Origin of the sequence: Sorangium sp. So ce1014, from assembly GCF_051521505.1 — a bacterium.
In the GTDB taxonomy this organism is placed as follows: Bacteria; Myxococcota_A; Polyangia; order Polyangiales; family Polyangiaceae; genus Sorangium.
Map to the genome: position 1 here is coordinate 9,294,111 of NZ_CP150356.1, position 26,245 is coordinate 9,320,355.

A 26,245-nucleotide genomic window follows, 5' to 3' on the forward strand; every position below is an offset into this window, starting at 1 on the left:
GTGACCTGCTCGACCTCCGCCGCCGGTCTCGTCGTGCTCCTGGCGCTCGCTCCTGGCTGCGCCGGCGGGGACGAGCCGGCGGCGCAGGGCATCGCCGAGCTTGGCACCGGTGAGTGGCAGTTCGAGCCGCTGGCCGACGGCCAGGAGGTCGAGCTCGCCCACGGCGCGCAGGGCGGCTGGCACCTGTGGACCAGCGTCCGGACGCTCGGCCTGGAGCCCGACGGCGTCGAGCTCGAGGTCACGACCACCGTGATCGGCGACCCTTCCTCGGCGACGACAAGCCGGGGAAGGATCGCGCTCACGGAGCGCGAGGACGGCCAGTGCGAGTTCATCGGATGGCCGGCCGTCCTCCGCGAGCCCGCTTGTGCCATCGGCCAACCGCTCCAGCTCAGGGGGGTCGTGACCGACGCGCGAGGCACGGTCGCGACCGGCGAGCGGCTGGTGCGCCCCCGATGGAACAGCGACGAATCCTGTGCTGGGCGGCCGTAGGGCCCGCAGGCCGTGGCGTGAACGCGGCGCCTGCGATGTATGGAGACTCTGCGACGGCTCGGCGACGGGCTGCGAGGCCAGGGAGCCCGTGGCGGGGACTTGAGCGGCCCACTCGCGGGCCCTGCCGCTCGGCGGCCGCTCACGCCTTGAGGGCGGTGAACTCACCCGGGCTGTGGATCGTGGGGGGATGGGTGCCACCGCCGATGAAGTCCTCGGTGCGGTCGTACATGCCGTAGTGCGTCACCTCCCCCGAACCGCCGAGCTTCGGGAAGCCATCCTCGCCCGCCTTCACCCCGAGGGCGTTCATCAAGTTGCAGTAGTACTTGTTGATCGGCGCATTCGCGAGCGCGGGATCCGTTCCGGTGCCCACAACCGGATTGATCGCGGCCGTGGTCGTGCAGATGTTCTCGCTTCCCCCTCGCGTGAGGGTCGCTGAGCCGTCCTCCACGTTCACGGCGCAGCCCGTCTTGAAGTAGCCGCCAGCGCTGCCGACCTGGACGATCGGCAGGTTGTTCAGGTTGTGCACGTTGCCGTCCGACATCTCGGGGAACCAGACGGCCGCGGTGTTGTCGAGCAGCCGTCCGTCGCCCTCCACGATCTCGTTCAAGACCCCGACGAGGTAGGCGAACTTTCGGGCGTAGTAGTCGTCGATCGTCGAGAGCAGGTCGATGACCCCCGGCATGCACTGTCCAATCATGGTGGGGTTGCGATGGGAGAGGATGAGCGAATCGTGGGTGAGCCCGAGCCCCTTGAACATGTATTTCGGAGGATACTTGAGGACGATGACCGGGTTGGCGTTGCAGATGGCGGACAGCGCCGCGAGGTTCGAATAGAGGTCGGCCACGTCCAGGGACGCGGTGATCTTCATCGTGAGGAGATCCTCGTCCTCGCCCGGGGTGAGCGCCGAGGCCGCGTCCACGGTCTGCTGCGTGACGCCGAGCAGCGACGCGAGCTCCTCCGTGCACTGCGCCGAGCCGATGACGCGCCCTGTGTCGTGGAGCAGCGCCTTCCACGCTTCGAGCTTGTCTCGATCGGCCCGGCTCATGTCGTGGCGCTCGAGGGTCTCGAGATCGGCCCGCACGAGGTCGATGACGCTCTTGCCCCGCATGGCCTGATAGCTGTCGGGCGTGAGCTCGCCGCCGTCGAAGAGGCCGGTGAGGGTGCTGTAGATCTCCGAGGGGGACCCGAGCCCCGCGTACGGCACACCCGCCGCCGAGTACGAGACCTGAGACATCGGGCTCTCGGTCGCGTTGCCCACCCGAACAACCAAGGGCGTGCGACCCGGGCTCAGCTGCTCGGCGATCACGTGATCCAGCGAACGGCCGATGGGCATGGCGTCGAACTTCGTCTCGGCGGCGAAGCTGAACGGATCGTCGCTGTTGGGCGTGACGGGGTGACAGGTGAAGTACGACCCACACACCTGCGTGTGTGGATCGTTTCCCTGCCCCCGCGACAGGTCGCCCGTCCACTCGTTCATCCCGCGAATGCCACGGGGCATGAGCAGCTTGTCGACGAACGGCGCGAGGTGCCGCAGCGTCGTGGGCGCGAGATCGTCGGCGGTGAGGGCGCCGTGGGACTTCACCGGGAAGAACCGGGTCGTGATGCAGCCGTAGTGCGTGAACATCGCGATCAGCCGGCGCGGCGGCGTCGCCGCTTGCGCCTGGACGGACCGGCCCGCGAGAGAGCCGAGAAACGGCGCCGCGACGCACGCGCCGCCCAGACCTCGAAGGAAAATTCTGCGGTTCATCGGTCGTCTCATGACCTTCCCACTCGTCAGGTTGCCGTCAACGCTTCGAACTCACCGGGGTCGTGGATCTGCGGCGCTACGGCGCCGCCGCCGACGAAGTCCTCCGCGCCGCCGGACATGCCGAGGGAGAAGGAAATCCAAACATTCCGGAGGCGTCAAGGCCCAACTGCGGGACCTGCCCTGGGTTGACAGAGCATTCTCCCATGCGATCCGGCCCGCCTGGAAAACAACGCTATGTCAACAAATTATCCATGTATCCATGGCACGCTCCACGCCATGAACGAGCTCGATCCGGATCTGAGGTCTGTTGTCGCAACACACCACCTGAAGCGGATCGCGAGGGTCCGGATCGCGGAAGATGCAACGAAGCTGGCCATGAAGACGACTTGAACCGCGAACGAGTCGAGCGATAGCTCCTCGACCAGTTCGCTGCGGACGGTATTGGCGAAGGGTGAGGCCCCCGCGCCGCGCCCGTCGGAATCGTGCGCATGCCAACCAGCGGCCGGCGCGCTGGGCGCCCGTCCAGCGCACCGAACAGCCCATCTCGACGCCCCGGGGTCGCACGTCTAGTCTGCCGCGATGGGGTTCGTCGCGAGTCTCCTCATCGTGTATGGCGTCGCCGGGGTGGTGCTGGGCGCCGCCGTCGCGATCGCGATCGGGCGCTGCCTCCACCACCAGCGGCGCTCGCAGATCGCCGCGTACGCGCGGAGCCCTTCGGCCTCGCCCGGCGCGATGCGCGAGGGGTTCGCCCTCCTCCGCGGCGAGGTCGTCGCGGAGGACGCCGCGCCGGACGACGCGGTGATCGCGGTCGAGATCCCGTGCAGCGGCCGGGCCGGCGCCGCGCCGGGCGCGTGGCACACCCGGGCGCGCGCGTTCTCGCTCCGGCTCCCCTCGGGCGCCGCCGTGCGCGTCGAGCCGGTGTGCAGCCGGCTGAACCTCGACACGACCTTCGTCCCGGCGCGCCGCGGCGGCGTGCCCGTCTACGTCTCCGAGGTCCGCCCGGGCGACGCGATCTACATCGCGGGCTCGGTGCGCCGCGATCTCGACGCGAGCGCCGCCGGCAAGGGGTACCGCGACGCCGCGCGGGCCTGGGTGCTCCGGGCGCCCACGTACGGCAGCCTCTGCGTCTCCTCGGAGACGGTCATCGCGCACCACGCCCGGCGCGCGCGCTTTCACCGCGCCTGGGCGCTCGCGCTCGGCGCGGCGCTCACGGCGCTGCACCTCGGCCTCTTCCGGGCGTTCCACGCGAGCGTCCTCGGCGCTGTCGGCCCGGCCGGCGGCATCGGCGTCGGCCCGGCGGCGCTCGCGGTGCTCTTCGTCGGCGCCGCCGCGCTCGCCTACCGCACCCTGGCCGAGCAGACCTCGCCCTGGACCGAGCTCCGCGTGGAGCGCCCCAGGGCAGCGTAGAGCAGCGAGCGGGCCCCGGCGGCGCGGCGCTATGGCCGCCGGCGGAGCGCCCCCCGCCGGGGCTCCTTGCGGCGGCCGCGCGCGCCGGCGCGGAGCCAGGCGGCGGCGCCGATCGCGACGGCGGCGAGCGCGGCGCGCCACCCCGAGCCTGAGCCCGGGCGGCCGGCGGCGGGCGGCGCCATGCCGCAGGTGATCTGCTGGTCCGCCGCGCACTCCGGCGAGAACCCGTGGGGAGGGATGGGGTTGCACTCCGACGTGGAGAGATCGCGCGGGGGGTAGATCTGGCAGATGCCCGCGATGTCGTCCGCGTGCAGCGTCCGGAAGTTCATCGGATCCGACCGGTCGTAGCGGTCGTGCATGGTCGCCTCCGGGCCGGCCAGGGAGTGGTCGAGGCCCAGGAAATGCCCGGCCTCGTGCGTGACGATGGCGAGGAGGTCCTCCCTCGGCGCCGCGGAGTCGTCACCGACGGTGAAGTCGTAGAGATCGGTGTTGATCTCCATGTCGGCGCCCCAGAGATCACCTGTGTTCTTGTCGAACTGCACCGTCGTGAGCGCGAGCATCTCGCTCCTGTGCCCCGCGGCCGCGAGCCAGTCCAGGTCGCGGAAGGCGACCACGTTGGCGTTGCCCGGCACGAGCCCGTCGACGACCCGGGTCTTGCCGTCCCTCGCGTTCAGCTCCACCGCGCCGCAGCTCACGGGCCCGAGGTTCTGCACGCGGAAGCCGGGGGTTCCCCCGTCGCAGGGCGCCTCCTGCCATGTCCTGAACGCGGCATCGAGCACGTCGGAGATCTCCTGGTAGGAGATCTCGCTCGACGCGTCCTCCTGGACGCTGAAGCCGATGCAGCTGCCCGTCCAGCGGAGCGGCTTGCAATAGCCGACCGGCAGGTCGTCCTGCACGCAGAGCTCCGAGACCTTGCAGGTGTTCGAGCGGCAGTAGGCCGAGGCCTGCTGCGCGCTCGCCAGCGCGGCGAACGCGGCAGCCGCGCAAAGGCACCTCGCACTCTTCGTCGACATCGACTCCTCCACGATCGCTTGACCGTACGGCGACGGTACCAGCCCGCGGCGGGGGCGTGGGGATTTCGCGGCCGGGCGCCCTTGCCGCCCGCGGGCCCGGCGCCATCCTGAGCCCATGGGGCGGGCTCGTGGGTGAGGCGGGCGGCGGGGAGGATCCGGTCCGGGACAGGGAGGATCCGGTCCGGGACAGGGAGGATCCGGCCCGGGACAGGGAGGATCCGGCCCGGGACGGGGAGGATCCGGCCCGGGACGGGGCGGCGGCGCCGAGCTTCCTGTGCGACGCGATGCTCGGCGGCCTGGCGCGCTGGCTGCGCGGCGCCGGGTACGACGCGACGTTCGAGCACGGGATCGACGACGGCGATCTCGTGCGGCTCGCGCAGCAGACCGGCCGGGTGCTGCTGAGCTCCGACGCAGGGGTCTTCGAGCGGCGCCCCCTGCGCACGGCGGCCGTGCGCGGGCTGTACGTGCCCCGCGGGCTGCGGCCGATGGAGCAGGCGGGCTTCGTGCTGCGGGAGCTCGGGCTGCGCGTGCGGGATCCGCGGTGCATGGCGTGCGGCGGCGCGCTCGCGGCCGCGCCGAAGGACACGGTGCGCGGCGCGGTGCCCGGAATGGTGGCGGATCGCTACGACGAGTTCTGGCGCTGCGAGCGCTGCGACAAGGTCCTGTGGAAGGGCAGCCACTGGGAGGGCATCGCCGCCGGCGTGGCCGCGGCCGCGGCCGGCGCGGGCGCCGAGCCCCCCGCGGCGATGTCGACCGCGGCACGTCGACGACGCAGCTCCACCTGAAGGTCGAGCGTCCCCCCCCGCCCGAACGGCTCGGCGGCCCGGCCGGCGCACGCTACAGGCACGTGTTGTCGACGACCACGCCGGTCGCCTCGAAGCGCTCGGTCTCGGGCCCCCCGTCGAGCGTGGCGGTGATGTCCATGTCGATGATGCACGGGATGCCGGTGACCGGCTCGGGCTCCCACGACATGGTGCCGGCGGCGCCGGTCACGTCGTGGAGCCCGTCGGCGTCCGGCGTGCGCGGCTGCGTGCAGTCGCGCATCTCCCCGGTGAGCGACACGCTGAGCAAGGCCCAGAACTCCGGGAGCTCTACGTCGGCAAAGTGTGGAGGGCTCTCGGTCGGCCAGGCGAGGTAGAGCGTCAGGCACCGGTTCGCCTCCAGATCGGCGTGGTGCACGTAAACACTATCATGCGCGCCGATCACGTAGTCCGCGCTGGCGCAGGACGTATCCTCCGACGCGTTCATCCCGGCCGCGTGCGCCAGGCACGCATTGCAATAGACACGCTGATCGCACCCGCAGACCCCCGGGCAGTCCTCGGGACAGTCCCCGAGGCTCGGCCGGGGGACGCACACGCCCTGCGCCTCTCCGGGGCACGCGTCGTCAGCCGTCTCGCGGGTGTCGCAGTACTCCGTCTCGCCGCAGGTCGCTCCCGCGCTCCCCCCGCAGACCACCGGCGCTCCGCCCCCGCCGCCCCCGGTCGAGCTTGCGCCCGCGCCGCCCGCGCCGCCCCCGCCCTCGCCGCCGCTCCCGGGCAGCGTCTCGGTGTCGTCGCCGCATGCAGCGAGGAGGAGTCCGAAGAGCGCTGAGCCAAGCAGTCGACGATTCATGCGCGCACTATGCCATGACCGGTTGCCGGAGAGGAGCTCCACCTGAGGATGCCGCGCCGTGGACGGTGCGGTGAGGCCCGAGAGCGCATCGTGCAAGGAGAGCGGGCCCGGCGTCGCGTGCGGCGCTGCTGGCTTCGCGGAGCGGCTCGCCTGGGGACGACTCACGATTCGCTGCGTGTCGCGTGCGAACATGGCACCCCCCCGGCTCCTCGCGGCCGCCGCGCCACGGCGGAAGCGGTGACAGGTCGTGAAATGTAGTGCACCACGTCGTCTGGCCGCTTCACGGACGGCCAACGGCCCAACGAGCGGCTCGCCGGCCAGCGCCCTCCGGTCCTTCTCGCGCGCCCGAGCCGTTCCCGCCGGGTCTCCTTCCTGCAGATTCCTGCAAGAACGAGCGTGGATTCTGTAAATTTCGAGCTGCGAGACGCGATGCTTTGCGGGATGGCGACGAAGGCATTTGGCGTCAACATTGTAATCAGCAATTTCAATGTGAGAGTCGAACATCGATTTTATGATTGCCAATCAACACGTGACTGGTACAACCATGAAACTGTCGTGATCGTCCGGAGTTGACAATTTCCACCGGCGGTCGCGTGGGGTCGCGTCACGTGGGGTCGCCTGATGTCGTACCTCGAGCTTGACGGGAAGCAGCAGGCCCGCGCTGGTCGCAGGTAGCTCAGGACGGACATCGACGACGATTCGAATCGATGCGATAGGGCGCATCTCCTGGTCGCTAGCTTGGAGAAGCTTATGACAACATTGCAAAAACTTGGACACGGCTCTCTTTTTCTGCTGCTGGGCGCATGCGGGGTCGCTGGGGACGAGGGGCTCCCTGACGATGTGCAGGACGACAGCAACCCGGTTGTCGTGTCGAACGTCTCGGATGGCACGTATGTGATCAAGTCGGTCAGGAGCCGCAAGTGCCTCGACATCGCCGGCGGCAGCAAGGAGAACGGCGCCAGGGTGGAGGTGCGGTCCTGCAACGGAGCGGATACGCAGAAGTTCCGGGTCTCCAGCGTTGGAGGCGGCCTCTTCAAGATCGCGAACGTCGGCAGCGGGAAGGTCCTCGACGTCACGGACGGTAGCCTCGACGCAGGCGCCGCGCTCCGCCAATGGGACTATGTCGAGGGAGGGCACCAGCAGTTCACCTTCGTGAACCGGGGCGGCAACGACATCAGCGTCCATGCGGCGCACACCGACATGGCGCTGGATCTCTACCGGGGCAGCACCGCGAACGGGACGGCGATCATCCAGTGGCCGTGGCGCGGCGGTACCAACCAGCGATGGACCTTCGACAAGGTGGACGGGGGTACCACCGACCCGGACCCGCCTCCGCCTCCGACCCCGGGCGGGGACGAGATCCTCGTTCCGGCGTCGGGCGCGTGGCTCGGGCAGTATTACGGCGACGGGAGCATCGCCCAGACGAGCGCCAGGCTCGGGCGGACGCTGAAGCTGCATCTGACGTACTACGATTTCACCCACAACTGGGTGGGCAGCGAGACGAAGGCCGATCTGAACGCAGGTCGCACCCCGTTCGTCAACTGGGAGGTCTTCGACACCCCCCTCGACGAGATCATCAACGGCTCTCACGACGCGATGCTGGCGCAGCGAGCGCGCGACGCGAAGGCGCTCGGCAAGAAGTTCTTCGTGGACTTCGGCGCCGAGATGAACGGCGACTGGTCGCCCTGGGGTGGTGCGCAGAACGGAAGGAGCCCCGACAAGTACATCGCGGCCTACCGGCACGTGCATGACGCGCTCCGGTCTGCGGACAACATCGTGTGGGTCTGGTGCCCGAACGTGACGGATGAGCCGCGCCAGGCGTGGAACCAGGCGATGGGCTACTACCCGGGCGACGACTACGTGGACTGGACGTGCGTCGACGGGTACAACTGGGGCTCCTCCGGCGGAGGCGGCTGGCAGAGCTTCCGCGATGTGTTCAAGAACATCTATCCGAAGCTCGCGGCGAAGGGCAAGCCGATCATGATCGGCGAGATGGCATCTGCCCAGTCCGGCGGCAACAAGGCGCAGTGGATCGACAGCATGATTCCGACGCTGCGCTCCGACTACCCCTTGATCAAGGGCGTCATCTGGTTCGACGTCAACAAGGAGACGGACTGGCGCATCCGCTCGTCGACCGAGTCGCTCGACGCCTTCGTGAGAATGGCGAACGATCCGTACTTCAATCCGTGACGGGGCGGTAGTCTACTGTTCCGCGCCGATCTCGCGGAGGAAGTCGCTGTAAACGTCGACCTTCTCCCCCGAGACCACGTCGAGGCCGAGGTTGAACCGGTGGTCGTCGACCATCTGCGGAGCGAGGATCGCCCGGGTCGCGTCCAGCCCGATGCTCTTTATGCCGTAGAGGATGTAGGGCACGAGGTACCCCTCGTAGTACTGCCGCTGGGCGTGCGTGGCCCTGATGAACCCCTTGCGCATGTAGTCGACGGTCCTCGGATCGAAGTCGAAGCCGACGATGGGCAGGTCCGGCCTCTGCGCGGCTTCCGCGGCCATACCGCACCGGAACGCGACGGCGAACAGGCCGATCATGCCCACGACGGGCGGATCTGCGGTCTCGATCTGGTCTTTCATCCACGCGATGTCCTCGGGTTCACCCTCGTCGGTCCAGAGGACTTGACGCACAAGGACCTCGTAACCGGCTGCCTCGAGCACCGCCCGGGCGCCCCGCGTTCGATCCAGCCCGTCGACCCAGTCCGCGTCGAGGCTGCCGTGGATCACCACCGTGCCCGGCCCCTCGGGCAGCATCGGGAGCAGGGTTTTCCCCGCCGTGTTGCCGGCGGCCTCGTTGAGGGTCCCGACATAGATCGCGCGCTTCGAGCTCAAGACGTCGGCGTCGAGCGTCACCACGTGGACCTTCTTCGCGACCGCCTCGTCGATGGCGGCCAGGTTGCCGTCGCCGAACGGTGAGATGCCGATCCCCTCGGCGCCCTCCGCCACCGCCTGGGCGATCTGCTCGTTCTGGAACTCCAACCCCTTCCCGGGCTCGCCCGTCTGCTCGAGCGGCCCGACCACGTTGCCCTTGACCCCGAGCTCACCCAGGGCGCGGTTGGCGCCGGTCGCGACCGGCGCGAAGAACCGGGATACGCTCTTCAGCAGGACCGTCATCTGCATCGGCTCGATGGGGTGCTCGTTGATCTCGGCGACGAGGGCATCGATCGTCGCCTCGAGCTCCGCCGGGGTGAACTCGTTCTCGGGGAGCTGCGTTCGCTTGATGGTTGTGGCGCTCTTACCCCCCTCGGTCGTATCGCCTGCTCCGCATCCCGTCGTCATCAGCGCGAGCCCGAAGGCCGCCATCCAGCATCGTCCAATGATCGTCATGAGATCCCTCCTCGTCCGTGCTGCGTCTGGCCGCGCACGGCACCCCTGCGCCCGGAGAAATGGAGCCTCGGGTGAAATTACCTCAAGGCTTTGCATGTGACGGGGACGTGGGCGAGATCGACGAAGGCGTTCCCGTCGATCGTCCACTTCTGCATGAAGTGGTGCCTGTTGGTCCCGTAAGAATCGAAGTCGTATTCGGCGGCCGCCCCCACGTACCGCAAAGGAACCCCGGCCCGCAGCCTGGGCATCGCGTCCTTCAGATCCCGCCACGACGCCGCTCCGTGATCGGGGCTGTTGAGCTCGCGAAGGATGTTCTTCAGCGCAGCGCCGGACGTCGGGATTTCGCCGGTCGTCGCCTGGGCGTAGACGAGCCCCATGGCGATGAGGACGACGCCGTCGTAATAGAAATGCGCCGCAGGGAACGGCACCTCGCCGCTCCACCGGCGAGAGAAGCGCTCGATGAAGGCGGCGGCGTTCCCGGTCGCGCACGCGACCGTCTCCGGGGCGTCGTCCATGACATGGCACTCGCTCCGCAGGCTGAGCGAAGGCGAGACCCCGACGTATCCGTCGAGGGTGCCTGTGGGGATGTTCGCGAGGAGCACCTCGGTCCGCAGCGCAGGACCGAGGAGCCAGGTGCCCGGGCGTCCGGCGACGGTCCATTCGGTCACGATGGTCGAGCCGGTGGCGGGGTAGGCGGCCAGGAGCGTGTGGCCGGCGTGCGCCTCGAAGGCGTCCTCGATCTTTGTCGTGTACGTCGGCTGGCCCGACGTGAACGTCACCGAGGGGAGGATCCTGCCCCCGAACGCCGCGAAGAGGGACATGAATTCGCTGCTGACGCTGGCGTTGTAGTCGTCCCGCGCGGCGAGGCTGTTCACGCTGCCGAGCCGCTCGCCATCGGCGACGAGCGCCAGCGCGCAGCCGACGTCGAACGGTGAGGGGGCGAGTCGCATCCAGCCTCCGCTCGCCTCGCTGTGTTCGACCGAGGGAGCGGCATAACCCGGGAGCATGTGGAACCGGTCGAGCGTCTTCACGTCCTGCGCTATCTCGCGGGCGAGATCGTTCTCCTCGGGCCCCACCAGGTAAGCGACCTCCTCCGCGTAGAGCAGGTCGACCAGCGCATCGAGCCCGCGCTCCCAGCTCGAGTGGCTGTCCCGGGTCAGGATCGCAAACGGCCTCCCGTCGAGGCCGCCCGCCGCGTTCAGGTCCTCGAGCGCGAGCAGCATGGCTTGCTCGAGGTTGCGACCGACGGCCGACTCGCCGCCGGAGAAGGGGAGGATCGCCCCGATGACCACGGCGTCCTCGGGGAGAACGGGCGCCGCCGGCGAGCAGGACGCCGAGAGCAAGGACGCGAGTCCCACGAGCAACGCTGTCACCCCACAGCGCACGCGCCATCTGCAATGAGCGGCCGTCATCCGTCGCGCGACAACACCTCATCGAGGACCGATCTGTCAATAGGACATGAAATGAACACGAAAGACGAGAACCGGAATGCACGCTGTTATGGAAGCCAGATCGGTAGTCCAGGTCACCGGGCTTTCTGCTATCGAACGTAGTGTCACGACAGATCCCGCCCGATCGCCGACCGTGCCGCCCTTCCCTTCGCGGAGGCGCGCCGCCGCTGCCGGCCGGCCCCGTGGCGCCGCCGCCCGCGCCGACGTCCAGGCCCGCGCCCGTCGAGCCGCCGGCCCTGCTCCCCGCTGTCGTGCTCGGCTCGTCCACGCAGGAGCCGCCGGCGCAGATCTGCCCGCGCGGGCACACCGCGCGCTCGGAGCGCGCTCGGGGAGGGTACGCGATGCGCGGTTACGCTCGTGCTTGCCGCTCCGGCGCGCCTGAGGCAAGGAGCACCTGCGGCGACGGATCGCAACGCAAGCGGCGCCTCGTCTCCGAGCCAGATCAGCCCGCCCCGTGAGCCCATGACAAATCCCCGAATAACAATCGCTGGCTTCGACATCGAATGGGACCTGGAAAACGGCATCAATCAGTGGGCCGGAATGCCCACCCTGAGCATGTGGATCCCGAGCTCGGTGGCCGGCCTGATGTCGGGCATGGTGGCGATGGTGGGGGTCGACCGCTTCAATCTGTGTCTCCAGCTCGGGGGACGGCGGAGCGTCGACGGCGACTGGTCGATCATCAGCACGCAGCCGACCTTCGAGGAGGGCTTCCCTCGGCTCAGCGAGATCTGCAGGACGTCCGGCTGGGGACGATGGGAGTTCGTCGCGCTGGACCGCGAGCGCCGTGAGGCCCGGTATCGCACCTTCAACAACTGGGAGGCGCTCTACCAGCGCGCGCTGGGGGTCAACTGGGGGAGCGCGATGACGGCCGGCAAGCTGGCCGGCATCACCGAGCGCCTGTTCGGGGTCCCCTGCTGGGCCGAGCAGACCGCGTTCGCGGCGAAGGGCGCGGAGTACGACGAGTTCCTGGTCCGCCCGACCGACGAGACCGTCGAGGCGCGGCTGGCAGCGTTCCTCGAGACGGATCAGGCCACGAGCACGGATCTCGCGGTCGCGCTGGCCACGCTCAAGAAGGAGGTCGCCGAGCGGGAGCGGACCGAGCTCGCGCTGCGCGAGAAGCTCCAGCTCATCGAGCAGCAGGAGTCGGCGCTCTGCGCGATGGTGGCGCCGATCATCCAGGTGTGGGACGGCGTGCTCACCGTGCCTGTCATGGGGGGGCTCGACAGCCAGCGCGCGTCCGCGATGATGGAGCGGCTGCTCGGCGCGATCGTCGACAGCCAGACGCGCCACGTCATCCTGGATCTGACCGCGGTCGATGCGGTGGATACGGGCACGGCCGATCATCTGATCCGCATCGTGCGCGCGGTGGAGCTCCTCGGCGCCCGCGTGGTGGTGACCGGCATCCGACCCGCGGTGGCGCAGACCGTCGTGTCGCTCGGCATGGACCTCGAGCGGATCGTGACGCTGCGCAACCTCCAGGAGGGCCTCAAGGCGTGCATGGCCGCAGGCTCCGGCGCTGTATCCCGCCTCGGGTGACGGTGGGTCCCTGCGCGATCCCCCCTCCTGAAGAAGCGACCTCGACTCAATAGCTTACCCGCCATCGAAGGGCCACCTCCGCGCCGCGACCCGCGGGCGCGCTACGCACTTTTTTCCAGGTGAGCGCACCCTCCCTCGGGTGCTTCACTGGGCGGCATGTCGATCATCCAGCTTGGCTTCGATCGGTCGGTCGTGGCTCGGGGCTCCGACGCGGAGGTCGTCGGCTCCCCCACCGCGAGGATCCAGCTCCTCGCGGACAGCAGCGCGACGGGCGGAGCCCTCTCCACCGTACGTGTGACGCTCGCGAAGGACGCGGACGGCGCGCGGCCACACCGCCACGACGGCTCGGCCGAGATGTTCTACGTGCTCGACGGCGCCGTGCAGGTCCTCTCGGGGCGCGACATCGTGACGGCCGAGAGGGGCGATCTCCTCGTGGTCCCGCCCCGGGTCGCCCACGCCTTCGCGGCCGCGCGCGGCAAGAGCGCGGAGCTCTTGATCGTCATCACGCCAGGGGTCGAGCGCTTCGAGTACTTCCGCAAGCTCACGCGCATCGCGCAAGGCGAGGAGCCGCCCGAGACCTTGCGCGACGTGCAGGAGCTCTACGATACGTACTTCCTGAGCAGCCCCGAGTGGGACACGGCGCGCCGGTGAACGGGCCTCCCGTCGGATCGATGGGCGATGCGAGCTCCCCGGCAGACCGTGAAGCGAGGTGCGGCCCAACGCGGGCCCAACCGGCCGCCTTCGGGGGCGCCAGTGTCCACCGCGGGGGGGTCGGTAGCGTCGCTCCGGGCCAGCGCGTGCCCGGGGGGCGCGGCGGCAAGGGAGCCCTCGTTGCCCGTCAAGCCCGCCTCCGGCACCGCGGGCGCGGGACCGCCCACCCAGTCAGACGAGAGACCGCAAGGGCGCGAGAGGCGCAAGGGAACAGAGATAGAATTATATTCTTCTCCCCCCTTGCGCCCCTTGCGCCCCTTGCGGTCCTTGCGGTCCTCTTCACACTTCGCGCGGCCTGGCCTCGCCTGAGGCCACCGCGCGCCGGGCCGTCCCCTCCTCGACGCGACGCCCGAGCGCCTCACGGCGACGACCAGGGGTGAAATCCGCCGATTGACAGAGGGCGCATCATCTCCTATCGTCACCTTACGATGAGAACGACGCCAGAGGCGGCCGACCGCTGCTGTCCGCCTGCGAACGAGCAGGTAGACCTCCGGCCGATCGAGGGCGACGAGGCCGACGAGGAGCTGGCCAGCCTGTCGAAGGCGCTCGGACACCCGGCGCGCGTGAAGATCGTGCGTATCCTGATCCGGAAGAACGCGTGCGTCTGCGGCGACATCGTGGACGAGCTGCCGCTCGCGCAGTCGACGGTCTCGCAGCACCTGAAGGTGCTCAAGGAGGCCGGCCTCATCCGCGGCGACGTCGACGGCCCCCGCGTCTGTTACTGCATCGAGCCCCGGGCGCTCCGGCGTCTGAAGGCCCTCGTCGGGGGGCTCTGATGGCCGTCGCACGTCCACATTATCGTTTATCGACGATGAACGAAATGAAGTCCCCATGTCCGTGACCCTCCGCGTGCTCGACCCCGCCATGTGCTGTTCCACCGGCGTCACAAGCCCGGCTCGCTCTCTTCGCTGAGCCTGGCCAGGTGAGAGCGGAGGCAGCGCCATGACAGCGCAGTCGGGTACGGACGCCTCGCAGACCACAAGAAACTGAACTCGCATGACCCACGCGAACGCCGGCCTGCTCGGCAAGCTCTCCTTCCTCGACCGCTACCTGACGCTCTGGATCTTCCTCGCGATGGGCCTGGGCGTCGCCCTCGGCTTCCTCGCGCCCGGCTTCACGACTGCGCTCAACAACATGAGCGTCGGCACGACGTCGATTCCCATCGCGGCCGGGCTGATCCTGATGATGTACCCGCCGCTCGCCAAGGTCCGCTACGAGGAGCTCGGCAAGGTCTTCCGCAACACGCGGGTGCTCACCCTGTCGCTGGTCCAGAACTGGATCATTGGCCCGCTGCTGATGTTCGGGCTCGCGGTGGTGTTCCTGCGCGACGAGCCCGAGTACATGCTCGGCCTCATCCTCATCGGGCTCGCGCGCTGCATCGCGATGGTCATCGTCTGGAACGATCTCGCCAGGGGCGACACCGAGTACTGCGCCGGGCTCGTGGCCTTCAACTCGATCTTCCAGGTCCTGTTCTTCTCGATCTACGCGTACTTCTTCGCCACGCTCCTGCCGACCTGGCTCGGACTCGAGGGAGCCGTCGTGAACATCAGCATCGGCGAGATCGCGACGAGCGTGGCCATCTACCTCGGTGTGCCCTTCGCCGCCGGGTTCCTCACGCGACGGGCGCTCGTGCGCGCGAAGGGGCGTGACTGGTACGAGGAGGCGTTCGTGCCTCGCATCGGCCCCATCACGCTCGTCTCCCTGCTGTTCACCATCGTGGTGATGTTCTCGCTGAAGGGCGAGACCATCGTGCAGCTGCCGCTCGACGTCCTTCGCATCGCGGCGCCGCTGCTCATCTACTTCGTGCTGATGTTCGCGGTGTCGTTCTTCATGAGCAAGCGCGTCGGCGCGGACTACAAGCAGTCGGCGACGCTCTCGTTCACGGCTGCGTCGAACAACTTCGAGCTGGCCATCGCTGTCGCGATCGCGAGCTTCGGCATTCACAGCGGCGCGGCGTTCGCGGCGGTCATCGGTCCTCTCGTCGAGGTGCCCGTCCTCATCGGCCTCGTGAACGTCGCCCTGTGGGCGCAGCGGCGCTTCTTCCCCGACACCCCGCTCGAGGTCGCGCCGCCCGCATGCGCCGGCCCGAGCACTCCCGAGAGCAAGGCCTGACCACGATGCGAAGTCCGTGCAGACGATCGACGCCGCCACCGTGGGCACGGTCATCACCCTCTGCGCCGAGGAGGTCTGCCCGGTCTTCCTCGGCAAGGCGCGCCGGCTGCACTGGCCCATTCAGGATCCGGCGAGCAAGGATCCGTCGATCCCGCGCGAGGAGATGCTGACACGGTTCCGGACCGCACGGGACCAGATCCTGGCGAGGCTCGAGGTGCTCGACGCCCTGCTCGACCTCCCCGAGGGGCCACTGGCTCGAGGACCCTGACGGCAACCTCGTCGAGATCTACGCCCGGCTCACGCCGGACGAGCTCGCCGGGAAGCCGGAGAACCTCGACCCCACGGCGCTGGCGTAGCGCATGCGCGGCCCCGCCTGGCTCCGACAGGTGGCGGGAGAGCTGCTGGGCAGCGCGCTCCTCGTCGCCGTCATGGGTCGGCGCTCACCGGAGTGAGCGACTCTGCCGTTGCCTTCGACCACTCGCCACGGAGTGCCTCGCGCGTACCCCGGCGAACGATCCGCGAGGCGGTGGCAGGCCCCGAGAAGAGGTCCCGAGCACAGGACCCTACGTCCAGTGGTTCTTGATCACTGTCCAGCCATGCCGTACACTCGGCGGCGATGGCGACGGGAATCAGCCTGCAGCAAGGGAGCGCGCACCGCGCGCCGGCAGATTCGTCGCATCCGCCGGCACGCTCGGGCGCTCCCCTCGTGGGCCTGACGCCACCGTAGCGTTGCGCTCGCGACGGGCGTGACGTTGCGCGCGCGACGCTGGCACGCCCACGCGAGCCCCTTCGGTGAGGCCGCCGAGGCCTTCCGCGCAGCGTCGCGCGCGTCGGGAGATCGTTATGAAGCTGGGAAGAAACGACCCGTGCCACTGTGGCTCGGGCCAGAAGTACAAGAAGTGCTGCCTCGACAAGGACCAGGCCCAACGTGCCGCGCAGTTCGCCGCCGAGGCTGCAGAGCGCCGGGCTGCAACTGTCGAGAACACGCAAGAGCGTCACCCGGGTGGTCCCGCGGCCCACGCAAGGGTGCCCGGCGGCACCAAGCCGAAGCCGCCGACGGGACCCACGGCGACACGGGTTCGCAGGCGAGCGGCGTGAGCTGTTTTTGAGCGCCCCGCGCGGGCGGCGGTGGGAGGCACGCAGATGGCAGAATCGTTGAACAAGGACAAGGCGCGGCGCGCGGCCTCGCGCCGGGACAGGCCGGGAGAGCAGTGCCGGGCCGAGCCGGGCGCCTTCCGTCCCGTGGTGGACCGGAACCGGTGCGAGGCGAAGGGCGATTGCGTCGAGGTGTGCCCCTATCAAGTCTTCGAGGTCGCCCGCATCGCGAGCGCCGATTTCGAGGCCCTCTCGCTGCGCGGCAAGCTCAAATCGCTCGTCCACGGCCGGAAGACGGCGATGACGCCGGACGCGGCGCGATGTCAGGCATGCGGCCTCTGCGTCGTCGCCTGCCCGGAGAAGGCGATCCAGCTCGTCCCGGCGCGCGGGGCGGGGTAGCCGGTCGCAGGGCCCGGGCGCCCGGCCGGGCTCAGGCGACGCTGCGCGCGGTCCCGGACGCGGGCGCGGCGCCGTACGCGGCGCGGTACCGCGCGTACCGATCCATGAGCTCGCTCGTGGTCTTGGGCATGGGCACACGCGCGCGCGTGATGTACGAGATCACGTTCTTGCCGCGGACGATCAGCTCGACGCCCCGGGCCGCCTGCTCCCGCTCGGCGGGCGAGGCGTCCGGGCCGAGCAGCGGCTGGAAGGCGGCGAGCTTCTCCGCCGACACGACGAACGACGTCCAGACCTCGAAGATCTCGGCGTCGGTGCGCAGCGTCTCGCACTTCACCTTGGCCGCGTGCGCGAGCTCGCAGGCCAGGCGGTCCAGCCCGGCGAACATCGGCAGGCCCGCGAAGGTGGCGAGCATCTCGTCGCGAATGCCGTCGATCGCCCTCATGCTCTGTGCGATCTTCACGTACCGGCTGTTGTAGAACGCCTCGATCGGGAAGGAGAAGGCCTTGAACGGCTCTCCCCAGAGCTCGTCGAGCCCCTCCTCCCCGCTGCGGTGGAGCACCATCTTCCCGAGGGTCAGCGCCTCGAGGAGGTGCTCTCCGCACTCGCGCATGAGGGCGTTGTCGGGCTCGATCGCGACGCCGAGCTCCTGGATCTCGACGAGCTTGGTGAAGATATCCGCCGCGCGATTGAAGATCGCGCCGGCGAGCATGGCGCCCTTGACGCGCTTGCGCTGCGGGTCGGTCTCGGACTCGAAGGCGCGCCGCGCCTCGTCCAGCCGTCTCCCCGGCACGTTGATGCCGTGCTCGACATGGTTGAACAGGCGCCGCGTCAGCGCCTCGATGAGGCGCTTCTTCGCGCGCAGCGTGTCGGCCGGCGCCTCGTACGCCTTGATCCAGTAGCCGTAATAGTAGACCCGCAGCTGGCCGTCGATGATCTGCTTCTTCCCGAGCGGTATCGCGCTGTCCATGGCCCGCCTCCGATCGGCTGCCAGGCGGCGCCCCGCGCCGGAAGCGCGGGGATCCGTGCCCGTGCGAGATGCGAGTAGCATGCGCGCGAGGCGGCCCGCAAGGCGCGAGCGACGCGATCCAGCAGAGTCGTCCGCCCGAAACCGGGACTTAACCGACAGGAAAGACAGAGGCTCGTGGGGTGATCCCGGCGGCCGCGCGCGCCCGCAAGCGAGGCCCGGGGCTACTGCGCGCACCCCTCGAGCTCGGCCATCATGCGCCAGAAGGCCATGGCCTTGCTCTCGCAGCTGCCCTGCGTCGTGTGGGTGTGCTCGTACTCCGCGTTGCCGGACGTCTCCACGTCGAAGCGCGGGTGCTGCATCGGTATCTCGACGCCTTCGACCTCCGCGGTGTGCCGCTCGCCGTCCCAGTGAACGTCGAGATCCTCGAAGTCATAGAGGATTTTCCCGTGCTCCCGGGAGAAGTCGCGGATCTGCTGGTTGCGCTGCGCGCGGTTCACGCCGTTGTACTCCTCGTCCCCTGGCCCGGTCATGTAGATGAAGGTCACCTCCGGGAACTCCTGCCCGAGCGCGTCGAGCACGTCGAGGTAGCGCTGCACGTCCTCCTCGGTCTGCTCGGAGATCTCGGACGACCACGCCCACATCGTGTACCGGATCTCCGGGTGCTCGCTGAGAATGGTGCGCAGCTCGCCGACCCCGGCATCGGTCGCCCAGTACTGGTCGCCCACGACGAGGTTGTTGTCGATCATCCCGTCCCACATCCGAAAGACGCCGGTCTCCGCCGGGACGCCGCAATACTCCGTCTCGAAGCCGTAGGCGGGAGAGTTTGCCTCGAGGCTCTCGGCGCCCACGATGATCTGGTAGCCGTGCGAGCGATGGGCATAATGGAAGACGAAGTCAGCCGACTTGAGCGCATCGATGCAGCTCGCCGGGATGCCGTCGAGCGTCGCGTGCCGGTGGTCGAAGGTCCGCGCGTCCGCGGGATCGGGATCGGGATCGCCTCCCGACGCCGTGCTCGCCCCGCCCCCCGACGCCGTGCTCGCCCCGCCCCCCGACGCCGTGCTCGCCCCGCCGCCCGACCCCGTGCTCGCCCCGCCCGTGCCGCTGTCGCCCGCGGTGCGGTCGCCCGCCGGGTCGTCGCCTCCACAGGCCACGACGCCGAGAGCAAGGGTGAGCCCAACGACGATGAGACTTGAATTGTGCAAGAATTTTATCATGGCATTGTGGATTCTAGACGCCGGCAAGGAGAGCGCAACAGGTCTCGCAGGCGTTATCGTGCTGGCGCGCAGGGGCCGCGCTTGCGCAGCGCAGCACGCCGAGCGCGGACGCAGCGTGCTGTCGCCGTGACGGGAGCTCAGCGACGCGGGATGCGGAGGACGAATCCGCTCGTGCTCGGCGACTCCACGGGGCCCGATCCGACGTCGATGGAACCGTGGAAGAGGCCCGCGACCCAGAGCGTGCCGCCGGAGGTGAGCGCCATGCCCTCGGAGGAGCCGGCGCTCGACGCGTAGCGCTGGAGCGCCGTGACCTCCGAGGACGCGCTCGCGTGCAGCGCGAACGGGGTGTAGTGGAAGGTGACGTTATCGTCGTAGCGACCCGCCGCGTGGACGCCGCCCGCCATGTCGGGCGCGAGGCCGTACATCGTGCCGCTCGGCTCCGGCGTGATCACCCACTCGGCGGTCCCGCTCTCGGTGAGCTTCGCGACGAACGGCGTCCCCTCGAGGTCCGCGTCCACCGTCGTCCCGAGCACATCGCTCTCGCCGCTCACCGTGCCGGCGAGGAACGTGCCGTCACCGACGGCGATCTCGTTGCCCATGTCGAACTCGGGCCCGCCGAAGCGCCGCGCGAGCCGGCCCTCCCCCGCGCTCGAGAAGCGGGCGATGAAGCCCATCATGGTCGAGCCGGCAGGCAGCGACAGCGCCTCGCCCTCGATGGTCAGCGGCCCGTCGGCGTAGCCCGTGATCGACACGTCGCCCCCCTCGTGAACGGCGATGCCGGCCACGGCGCTGCCCGCGCCGCCGGGGTTGTTGAACACCTTGGCCCAGGCGACGTCGCCGTCCGGCGTGAGCTTCAGGAGGAACGGGGACTCGCCATCCACCGCCACGAGCCCGTCGCCGAAGTCGATGTCGTCGTCGACATAACCACCCACGTAGACATGGCCCGTGGCGTCGGTCGCGATGGCAAAGCAGCGATCCGTGGCCGCCGAGGCGAAGCGTCTCGCCCAGAGCAGGGCGCCGTCGGCGTCGAGCTTGGCCACCATGGCGTCGGAGTCGTCCGTCGCGCCGGACAGCTTCGCGTCCCCGATCGTGACATCGCCATAGAGCTCGCCCGCGAAGAGCACATTGCCCGCTCGATCGACGGTCACGGCCGTCGCCCCGGATTGCTGCGCCGTGACGATGGGCGCCGACCAGAGGAGATGGCCCTCGGGATCGAGGCGGACGAGGAACGCACCCAGCTGGGTGATCGTCCGGTCGCCCAGCGTGATCTCGCCGAACCCCTCGCCGCTCACGTAGGCGCCCCCGTCCTCCGCTCCGGCGATCGCGATGTTCCACACCATGTTGCCCATCGCCCCCGCCGGGTGAAGGAAGATGGCGTCAGGCGCGGCGGGATCGACGCCCACGCCCGACGATCCGCCCGTCGCGTCGCCCCCGGCTCCCGCGCCGGCGCCGCCGGTACCGACGGCGCCGCCGGTGCCGACGGTACTGCCGGCGTCGCCGCCGCCGCCCCCCGTACCGCCGCCGCTGCCCGCGGGCGCCGCGGTGGCCCCCCCGGCTCCGCCTCCTCCCAGGCCGGACGGATCGCCGCCGTCACCACACGCCGCGCACAGGAGCCCCAGAGTCAACCAGGTCAAGATTCTCATCCACGCACTGTAGGCGAGCGGAGCCCGCCTTCGCGCGTCCTTCGCGCTCCGGCGCTCGACAGAGCACGTTTGCCGCGCCAGATATTACTGAATTTTATCAGCGAGGGTGGACAGCCAGGGACAGACGCGCGCCAGCGCTCGATCTCGGTCTTGCTCGAGAGTGCGTGCCGGCGTGCCGGCCGCCTCGGGCGGCCCTGAGGGGGTGTTGGCGATCGCCGGTCGCCTTGTGGCCGTGTGAAGCCTGGAGTCGCCCGGAACGTGGCGCACGGAAGAACAATCTATCTGTCATCTCCCGGCTCATCGTGGCCGGAACCATTCCTATCCTGTAGGCTCATCTCACCTCCCTCGGCAGCCAGGAGGAGGCCATCACCATGCATTATGCCCCGGACTCCGTCGTAGGTGGGAAGTACCGTCTTGAGCGACCGCTCTCGGCCGGCGGGATGGGCTCGGTGTGGGTGGCGCGGCACGTCAACTTGGGCTCTCGCGTCGCGGTCAAGTTCATGGCGCCGACGTACGCGACGTCGTCCACGTTCCTCGCCCGCTTCGAGCGCGAGGCGAGGATCGCGGCGAGCCTCCAGAGCCCGCACGTCGTCTACGTCCAGGACTACGGCATCGACGACGACACCCCGTTCCTCGTGATGGAGCTGCTCCAGGGCGAGGACCTGGGCACGCGGCTCCAGCGCGTCGGGCGGCTCTCCCTCGTGGACGCCACGCTCATCCTCGTGCAGGCCGGCAAGGCCATCCGTCGCGCGCACGAGGCCGGCCTCGTCCACCGCGATCTCAAGCCGGCCAACCTCTTTCTCGTGCGCGTGGAGGAGGAGCAGGAAGAGGTCGTCAAGGTCCTCGACTTCGGCATCGTCAAGGAGACCCGCGCTCATCTCACGGACGAGGTGACGCGCACCGGCGAGCTGCTCGGCTCCCCTCACTACATGAGCCCGGAGCAAGTCCGGGGCGAAAAGGACGTGGACCCGCGCAGCGACCTCTGGTCGCTCGGGGTCATCCTCTTTTGCGCTGTCACGGGTGAGCTGCCGTTTCAGGGGGAGCAGCTCGGCGCGGTGATCGCCAACATCCTTGTCACGCCCGTGCCGAGCGCCTCCCAGCTCGCGCCCGACCTGCCGCCGGCGATCGACGCCTTCTTCGCGCGGGCGCTGGCCCGCGACCGGGCCCAGCGCTTCCAGTCGATCGGCGAGATGATCGGCGATCTCCGCCGGCTCGCCGGCATGGCGTCGCCGTCGATCCCGGATCTGCAATATCCCTGTTCCGGCACACCGAGCTCCGCTCAGCCGAGGATGAGCGGGACGATACCGCTGCGCGCCGTGCAGCTCAGCGCTCCGCCGGCCGCGCCCCGGTCGGCGACGCCCGGCACCCTGACCGGCGCCGGAGCGACGGCGCAGGAGGCGAGGCCGCAGGCGCCCACGCGCGCGATGCTGGTGTTCGGCGTCGCGACGGCGTTGATCTTCGGCGCCGGCGTCACGGTCGCCGTGGGAGAGGGCGGCACACACGGCCGGGGCGAGGCGGGCGCGGAGGTCTCCTCGGCGACCGCGCCGGAGCCGGAGCGAGGCGCCGCCGGGACGCTGGCAGAACAACAGACCTCGCAGGAGCCGCCGCCGAGCGTGACCCCCGGAGAGCCCTCCTCGTACGAGCCGCAGACGACCCCTGACGAGCCCTCCTCGGCGGAGGCGGCGGCGGCGAACGTCCCCGGAGACACGCTGGTGCGACCGGCCCCGCCGCTGCCGACCAAGGCAGCACGACCGCCGCCGGCGGCCAGGCCCAGAGCACCGCATACGGCTGCGCCCGAGCCCGCCAAGCGGCCTCCGGCTCCAGAGCCAGCAGCACCGGAGCTGGATCGCGCTCCCATCCCAGACGTGCCCTTTTAACGGGTGCTCGGCCGCGCCTCGCACGAGGACCCCGGACAGCTCGCGCCGCCCCGCGCCGGGGATCTGCGCGCGCCGGCCACGCTCGCCGGAAGCCGCACGGGTCGATGCCGCCATGGCGACTCCCAGGCGCGCGGGTTACGATGCCCGCTCCTTCATGCCGCCCGATCCCAGCGCATTCCCGAGTATTCGAGCCCTGTTCCCGCCGTTCGACGGCCCCGGCGAATTCGACCGGATCCGCGCCGATCTGGGCGCCTTTCTCCCGGCGGTCCGCGCGGTGTGCGAGCGCCACGGCCTGACGACGAGCGGCCTCTCCGCGTTCGAGCGCGGGACCAACGTCGTTGTCTCGAACGACGCGGGCCAGATCATCAAGCTGTTTCCGCCCTTCCTGCGGCACCAGTTCGAGGCCGAGCGCCTCGCGCTCGCGCGCTTCCACGGGAAGGTCCCGGTGGCCACGCCGGAGATCCTCCGGGAAGCGGAGCTCGACGGGTGGCCCTATCTCGTGATGTCGCGCCTCCCGGGGCGCACGCTGGAAGAGGTCTGGCCCGCGCTGAGCGGCGCGGAGCGGGTCGAGGCGCTCGCCCGCATCGGCGAGATCATGAGGGCCGCTCACGCGCTGCCCACCGGCGGACTGGAGAGCATCGACCTCGGCTGGGACGCGTTCGTCGAGCGCCAGATCGCCGGATGCGAGGGCCGCCACCGGCGAATGCGCCTGCCCGAGCACCTGGTCTCCCAGATCCCGGCGTACCTGGCGTCCGCCCGCCCTCTCCTGCCGACCTCCGTGGTCCCGGTCCTCCTGACGGGGGAATACACGCCGGAGAACCTCCTCGTGACCCCGATGGACGGGACGTGGCGCGTCACCGGCATGATCGACTTCGCGGACGCGTGCCTCGGGCCGCCCGAGGTCGACCTGCTCGGCCCGTGCCTCTTCCTGGCCGCTGGCAGCGCGGACCTCCAGCGCGCCTTTCTGGGCGCCTGTGGATACCGGATCACCGACCTGAGCCCGGCGCTGAGCCGCAAGCTGATGGCGCTCGCGCTCCTGCACCGGTACAGCAACCTCCGATACCAGCTCAGGATCGAAGGATGGGAGTCCCAGGTCTCCTCGCTCCCCGAGCTGGAACAGACGATCTGGCCGTTCTCGGCCCGCTGATCTCGGCGCGAGATCTCGTGACGCGGAGCCGGTGCGCGCGATCCGTTGCCACAATGCAGCGCTGCGCAAACCCGCAGCGCCGAGCCGCGCCATGGGGCCGTTTGTACGGGACCGGCGCCACGATCTACGGGACCGAGCACATCACGCGCTGGGACGAGAGGGCGACCTTCAACAAGATCCAGGGCATAGAAGGGGCGGATACGGTCGGCATCGGCAAGGCCGCTCCGGGCGCGTCCTACGTGGCCATCTACGCCAGCGCAGCGCCGGCTGCCCAGGTGCGGCGGGCTCGACCGCGGCAGTGCGCGCGGTCGAGCCTTCCCCGTGAAAGCCCTCAAGCACAGAAATAGTGTAGCTCGCGCGTTCCTCCGGCGCGGCAACGGACGACCAGCAGATCCTGCATGCCGTCGGGATAGGGCTCGTACGGGCACTTGGGTCGCCGGGAGCTGCTCTTTGGCTCGGGCAATCTCGGCGCGAAGATGATGCCCCGATAGCGGATCTCCGGACCTTCCCGGACAACCTCGTCGATCTGGTGATGAGCAGCCATCCGCAGGATGTGCTCGGCGAGGATCCTTCCGTTCTCGATCTGCTGCCTGGAGCCGTCAATCCTGCCGGATTTCAGCTCGCACAGGAATACATACACAGGGTTTCCCGTCTCTTCGCGGTGCTGGTAAAAGATGATGTAGTCGCAGATCGAGTGAACCCCGGGCCGCGCCACGAAGAGCGGGAAGATGCGGTCACCTACCGAGAATGTGCGCGGGCAGTCGGTTCGCTCACACGCGGCCGGAGGTTGCGCGTCAAGCTTGAGCACTACCGCCAGACCGCGCTTCTGGAGGACTACCGGCTCGCAGCTGCTCAGGGCATGACGCTCCTCGATCCGGATGGTGCCATGAACCTTGAACTCATCGCGTAGGATGGCATTGACGGCCTGAAGGAGCGTGGACATGCGTCACTCGAAGAGCTCGGCGAACAGGCGCTGGGTGACGCTGTTCACCTTGACGATCTCGTCCTCGATAGTCTTGACGTCAAAGCCCGTCTCGTTGACCTCGATCGGGCGCGCGGTACCGTCCTGAAAAAGGTAAACACCGATTCGCTCGGGGTGGATGAGACAGGCTGGGTCGTAGCCGAGCTCCTCGGCCAAGCGATGCGTCTTCTCCGAGGGGGTCCCCAGCATGATCAGATGATTGAGCTCCCGGATGATATAATCGCTGTGGGTGCTCATCATGACCTTGAAGCCTCGGTTGACTGCCTTCGCCAAGATGCGCGCGATCTTGCGCTGGTTGTCAGGGTGGAGGTTGAGCTCGGGCTCATCGAGGATCAGGAGCTCGCGGCCTCGCGCGAGGTGGCGAAAGTAGAAGACGAGGCTCGCCAGTGATTTGACGACGGAGGCGGTGAGATGAATGGCGAGGTGTTCACCGCTGGCCTGGTGGGGCGCAAAGGTGAGCTCACCGTGCTCCGAAACGCGCACCACACCGCCGAGGATGGCCGATTCGATCTCGCTCGCGAGATCCGCGTGCTTGCTTTCCTTCTTTGCGAGGTTGGCCATGTCGTTCGCGACGAGCAGGCTGTGCTGAATGGGCCACGGGTAACGACCGGCCCGTCGCAAGACGGCGCCGAACGCGTCGGCGGCTCCCCGCTCGTCGCTCTCCTCGAGTACCTCGTTGACGAGCTCCATCCTCTTCAAGGCAAGCTCTTTAGCGAAGATGTTGACCGCGATTCGCTCCGCAGGAAAAACATCGCATCCCATCGTGAACCAGGTCATCACCGACCCGAGAAGACGGCCCGCCACGGTCGGCAAAAATTCCTGAAGCTCGGCGGGAACGCTGTCCCATCCAATGTCGTTCGAATTGGATCCGTCGGCAGCGCGCCCAAGGAGGCGGATAGCCGCTTGGGCGGGCGGTCGAACGTCCAATGAAACACTCAAATCATCGGTCAAACGGACGGTCGGGCCGGAAGAAATCGCCCCGAGATGGCGCGCCATCTCCAGTGGCGACAGCCGCTCGGAGAGCCACGCGGGATCGTCGACGCGGAGATCGATCTTCGTCCGATCGAAAGAATGAGCCGGCGCCGCGAAGCAGCTACGCAGGTTGCCCTGAAAAGCCCGGGCGACGTCCGACAGACATTCGTCCCACAGCGGCGTGAGGTCGACCTCGGCCCCCGCGGCCGCCAGGAGCTTCTTGCCGATGCCCTCCAGCCCCTTCGGAGGCGTGCGCAGGAGACCGTACACGCTCCACGCGAAGTACGTCTTTCCCGTGTTGTTCGGCCCTGTGAGGACGATCATGTCCTTGGACAGGTCCACCTCCGCCTCGCGCAGCGGTCCCAGGTTCTCGACACGGAAGCGCATGGTTTCACCCGCAAGCTACCCCCCTGCCCGCGCCAGGAGCAAGCGCTTCGCTCCGTCTCCTCGCGCGCTCCTGTGACCGGTCGCCCCGGGCGGTCCGCGCCAATGGATGAGGCCCGCCGTGACCCTACAGCGCGTCGCTCTACCCCGGAGCT

Annotated in this window: 23 protein-coding genes; 13 read left to right on the top strand and 10 right to left on the bottom strand. The window is 69.2% G+C overall.

Going from position 1 to position 26,245, the window contains the following annotated elements; genetic code table 11:
• Positions 1-489, top strand: coding sequence for a hypothetical protein (locus WME75_RS35220; protein WP_437480165.1), 489 nt, complete (start codon positions 1-3; stop codon positions 487-489).
• A gap of 139 nt (positions 490-628) precedes the next feature.
• On the opposite strand, the gene WME75_RS35225 is transcribed toward WME75_RS35220, so the two are convergent.
• Positions 629-2,236 (bottom strand): DUF1552 domain-containing protein, encoded by a 1,608-nt coding sequence (locus tag WME75_RS35225; RefSeq protein ID WP_437480168.1) that lies wholly within the window; start codon positions 2,234-2,236, stop codon positions 629-631.
• Between the two features lie 579 nt (positions 2,237-2,815).
• On the opposite strand from WME75_RS35225, the gene WME75_RS35230 reads away from it, so the two are divergent.
• Positions 2,816-3,643, top strand: coding sequence for a hypothetical protein (locus tag WME75_RS35230; protein ID WP_437480171.1), 828 nt, complete (start codon positions 2,816-2,818; stop codon positions 3,641-3,643).
• A gap of 29 nt (positions 3,644-3,672) precedes the next feature.
• Here the strand turns inward: WME75_RS35230 and WME75_RS35235 are convergent, their stop codons facing one another.
• Positions 3,673-4,656 (bottom strand): matrixin family metalloprotease, encoded by a 984-nt coding sequence (locus WME75_RS35235; protein ID WP_437480173.1) that lies wholly within the window; start codon positions 4,654-4,656, stop codon positions 3,673-3,675.
• A 128-nt stretch (positions 4,657-4,784) separates the two neighbouring features.
• Between WME75_RS35235 and WME75_RS35240 the strand changes: the two genes are divergently transcribed.
• The gene (locus WME75_RS35240; RefSeq protein ID WP_437480175.1) at positions 4,785-5,441 is read left to right on the top strand and encodes a Mut7-C RNAse domain-containing protein; all 657 of its coding nucleotides are present in this window, start codon (positions 4,785-4,787) and stop codon (positions 5,439-5,441) included.
• Positions 5,442-5,493: 52 nt separating this feature from the next.
• Here the strand turns inward: WME75_RS35240 and WME75_RS35245 are convergent, their stop codons facing one another.
• The gene (locus WME75_RS35245; protein ID WP_437480177.1) at positions 5,494-6,267 is read right to left on the bottom strand and encodes a hypothetical protein; all 774 of its coding nucleotides are present in this window, start codon (positions 6,265-6,267) and stop codon (positions 5,494-5,496) included.
• A 750-nt stretch (positions 6,268-7,017) separates the two neighbouring features.
• Here WME75_RS35245 and WME75_RS35250 point away from each other — a divergent pair.
• Positions 7,018-8,457 carry an RICIN domain-containing protein gene (locus WME75_RS35250; RefSeq protein WP_437480179.1) on the top strand — a complete coding sequence of 480 codons (1,440 nt, stop codon included), beginning with the start codon at positions 7,018-7,020 and terminating at the stop codon, positions 8,455-8,457.
• Between the two features lie 12 nt (positions 8,458-8,469).
• Here WME75_RS35250 and WME75_RS35255 read toward each other — a convergent pair whose 3' ends face one another.
• Positions 8,470-9,600 carry a substrate-binding domain-containing protein gene (locus WME75_RS35255; RefSeq protein ID WP_437480182.1) on the bottom strand — a complete coding sequence of 377 codons (1,131 nt, stop codon included), beginning with the start codon at positions 9,598-9,600 and terminating at the stop codon, positions 8,470-8,472.
• A gap of 77 nt (positions 9,601-9,677) precedes the next feature.
• Positions 9,678-10,958, bottom strand: a complete 1,281-nt coding sequence (locus WME75_RS35260) for an ABC transporter substrate-binding protein (protein ID WP_437480185.1) — start codon at positions 10,956-10,958, stop codon at positions 9,678-9,680.
• 555 nt (positions 10,959-11,513) lie between these two features.
• On the opposite strand from WME75_RS35260, the gene WME75_RS35265 reads away from it, so the two are divergent.
• The 7 genes from WME75_RS35265 (at position 11,514) to WME75_RS35295 (ending at position 16,904) form a co-directional block, all read left to right on the top strand.
• On the top strand, positions 11,514-12,587 hold the full coding sequence (locus WME75_RS35265) for an STAS domain-containing protein (RefSeq protein ID WP_437480187.1): 1,074 nt from the start codon (positions 11,514-11,516) through the stop codon (positions 12,585-12,587).
• Between the two features lie 156 nt (positions 12,588-12,743).
• Positions 12,744-13,238 carry a cupin domain-containing protein gene (locus WME75_RS35270; RefSeq protein ID WP_437480190.1) on the top strand — a complete coding sequence of 165 codons (495 nt, stop codon included), beginning with the start codon at positions 12,744-12,746 and terminating at the stop codon, positions 13,236-13,238.
• A 488-nt stretch (positions 13,239-13,726) separates the two neighbouring features.
• Entirely contained in the window at positions 13,727-14,074 is a 348-nt protein-coding gene (locus WME75_RS35275) for an ArsR/SmtB family transcription factor (protein ID WP_437480193.1), read from the top strand.
• A 220-nt stretch (positions 14,075-14,294) separates the two neighbouring features.
• Positions 14,295-15,410 (top strand): ACR3 family arsenite efflux transporter, encoded by a 1,116-nt coding sequence (gene arsB / locus WME75_RS35280; RefSeq protein WP_437480195.1) that lies wholly within the window; start codon positions 14,295-14,297, stop codon positions 15,408-15,410.
• A gap of 16 nt (positions 15,411-15,426) precedes the next feature.
• Complete coding sequence (locus WME75_RS35285; protein ID WP_437480198.1) at positions 15,427-15,678, top strand: hypothetical protein; 252 nt, start codon at positions 15,427-15,429, stop codon at positions 15,676-15,678.
• 575 nt (positions 15,679-16,253) lie between these two features.
• Positions 16,254-16,508, top strand: coding sequence for an SEC-C metal-binding domain-containing protein (locus WME75_RS35290; protein ID WP_437480200.1), 255 nt, complete (start codon positions 16,254-16,256; stop codon positions 16,506-16,508).
• A 45-nt stretch (positions 16,509-16,553) separates the two neighbouring features.
• Positions 16,554-16,904, top strand: a complete 351-nt coding sequence (locus WME75_RS35295) for a 4Fe-4S binding protein (RefSeq protein ID WP_437480203.1) — start codon at positions 16,554-16,556, stop codon at positions 16,902-16,904.
• 31 nt (positions 16,905-16,935) lie between these two features.
• Here WME75_RS35295 and WME75_RS35300 read toward each other — a convergent pair whose 3' ends face one another.
• The 3 genes from WME75_RS35300 to WME75_RS35310 form a co-directional block, all read right to left on the bottom strand.
• On the bottom strand, positions 16,936-17,871 hold the full coding sequence (locus tag WME75_RS35300; protein WP_437480205.1) for a hypothetical protein: 936 nt from the start codon (positions 17,869-17,871) through the stop codon (positions 16,936-16,938).
• A 221-nt stretch (positions 17,872-18,092) separates the two neighbouring features.
• The gene (locus WME75_RS35305) at positions 18,093-19,073 is read right to left on the bottom strand and encodes a hypothetical protein (protein WP_437480208.1); all 981 of its coding nucleotides are present in this window, start codon (positions 19,071-19,073) and stop codon (positions 18,093-18,095) included.
• A 149-nt stretch (positions 19,074-19,222) separates the two neighbouring features.
• Positions 19,223-20,728, bottom strand: coding sequence for a hypothetical protein (locus WME75_RS35310; protein WP_437480211.1), 1,506 nt, complete (start codon positions 20,726-20,728; stop codon positions 19,223-19,225).
• Between the two features lie 371 nt (positions 20,729-21,099).
• Between WME75_RS35310 and WME75_RS35315 the strand changes: the two genes are divergently transcribed.
• A complete protein-coding gene (locus tag WME75_RS35315; protein WP_437480213.1) occupies positions 21,100-22,605 on the top strand; it encodes a protein kinase domain-containing protein in 1,506 nt (501 codons plus the stop codon).
• 112 nt (positions 22,606-22,717) lie between these two features.
• A complete protein-coding gene (locus WME75_RS35320; RefSeq protein WP_437480215.1) occupies positions 22,718-23,752 on the top strand; it encodes a phosphotransferase family protein in 1,035 nt (344 codons plus the stop codon).
• A gap of 331 nt (positions 23,753-24,083) precedes the next feature.
• On the opposite strand, the gene WME75_RS35325 is transcribed toward WME75_RS35320, so the two are convergent.
• Positions 24,084-24,695, bottom strand: a complete 612-nt coding sequence (locus WME75_RS35325; protein ID WP_437480218.1) for a hypothetical protein — start codon at positions 24,693-24,695, stop codon at positions 24,084-24,086.
• Between the two features lie 3 nt (positions 24,696-24,698).
• Positions 24,699-26,093: an AAA family ATPase gene (locus WME75_RS35330; protein ID WP_437480221.1), complete on the bottom strand. Its 1,395-nt coding sequence runs from the start codon at positions 26,091-26,093 to the stop codon at positions 24,699-24,701.
• Positions 26,094-26,245 lie beyond the last annotated feature (152 nt).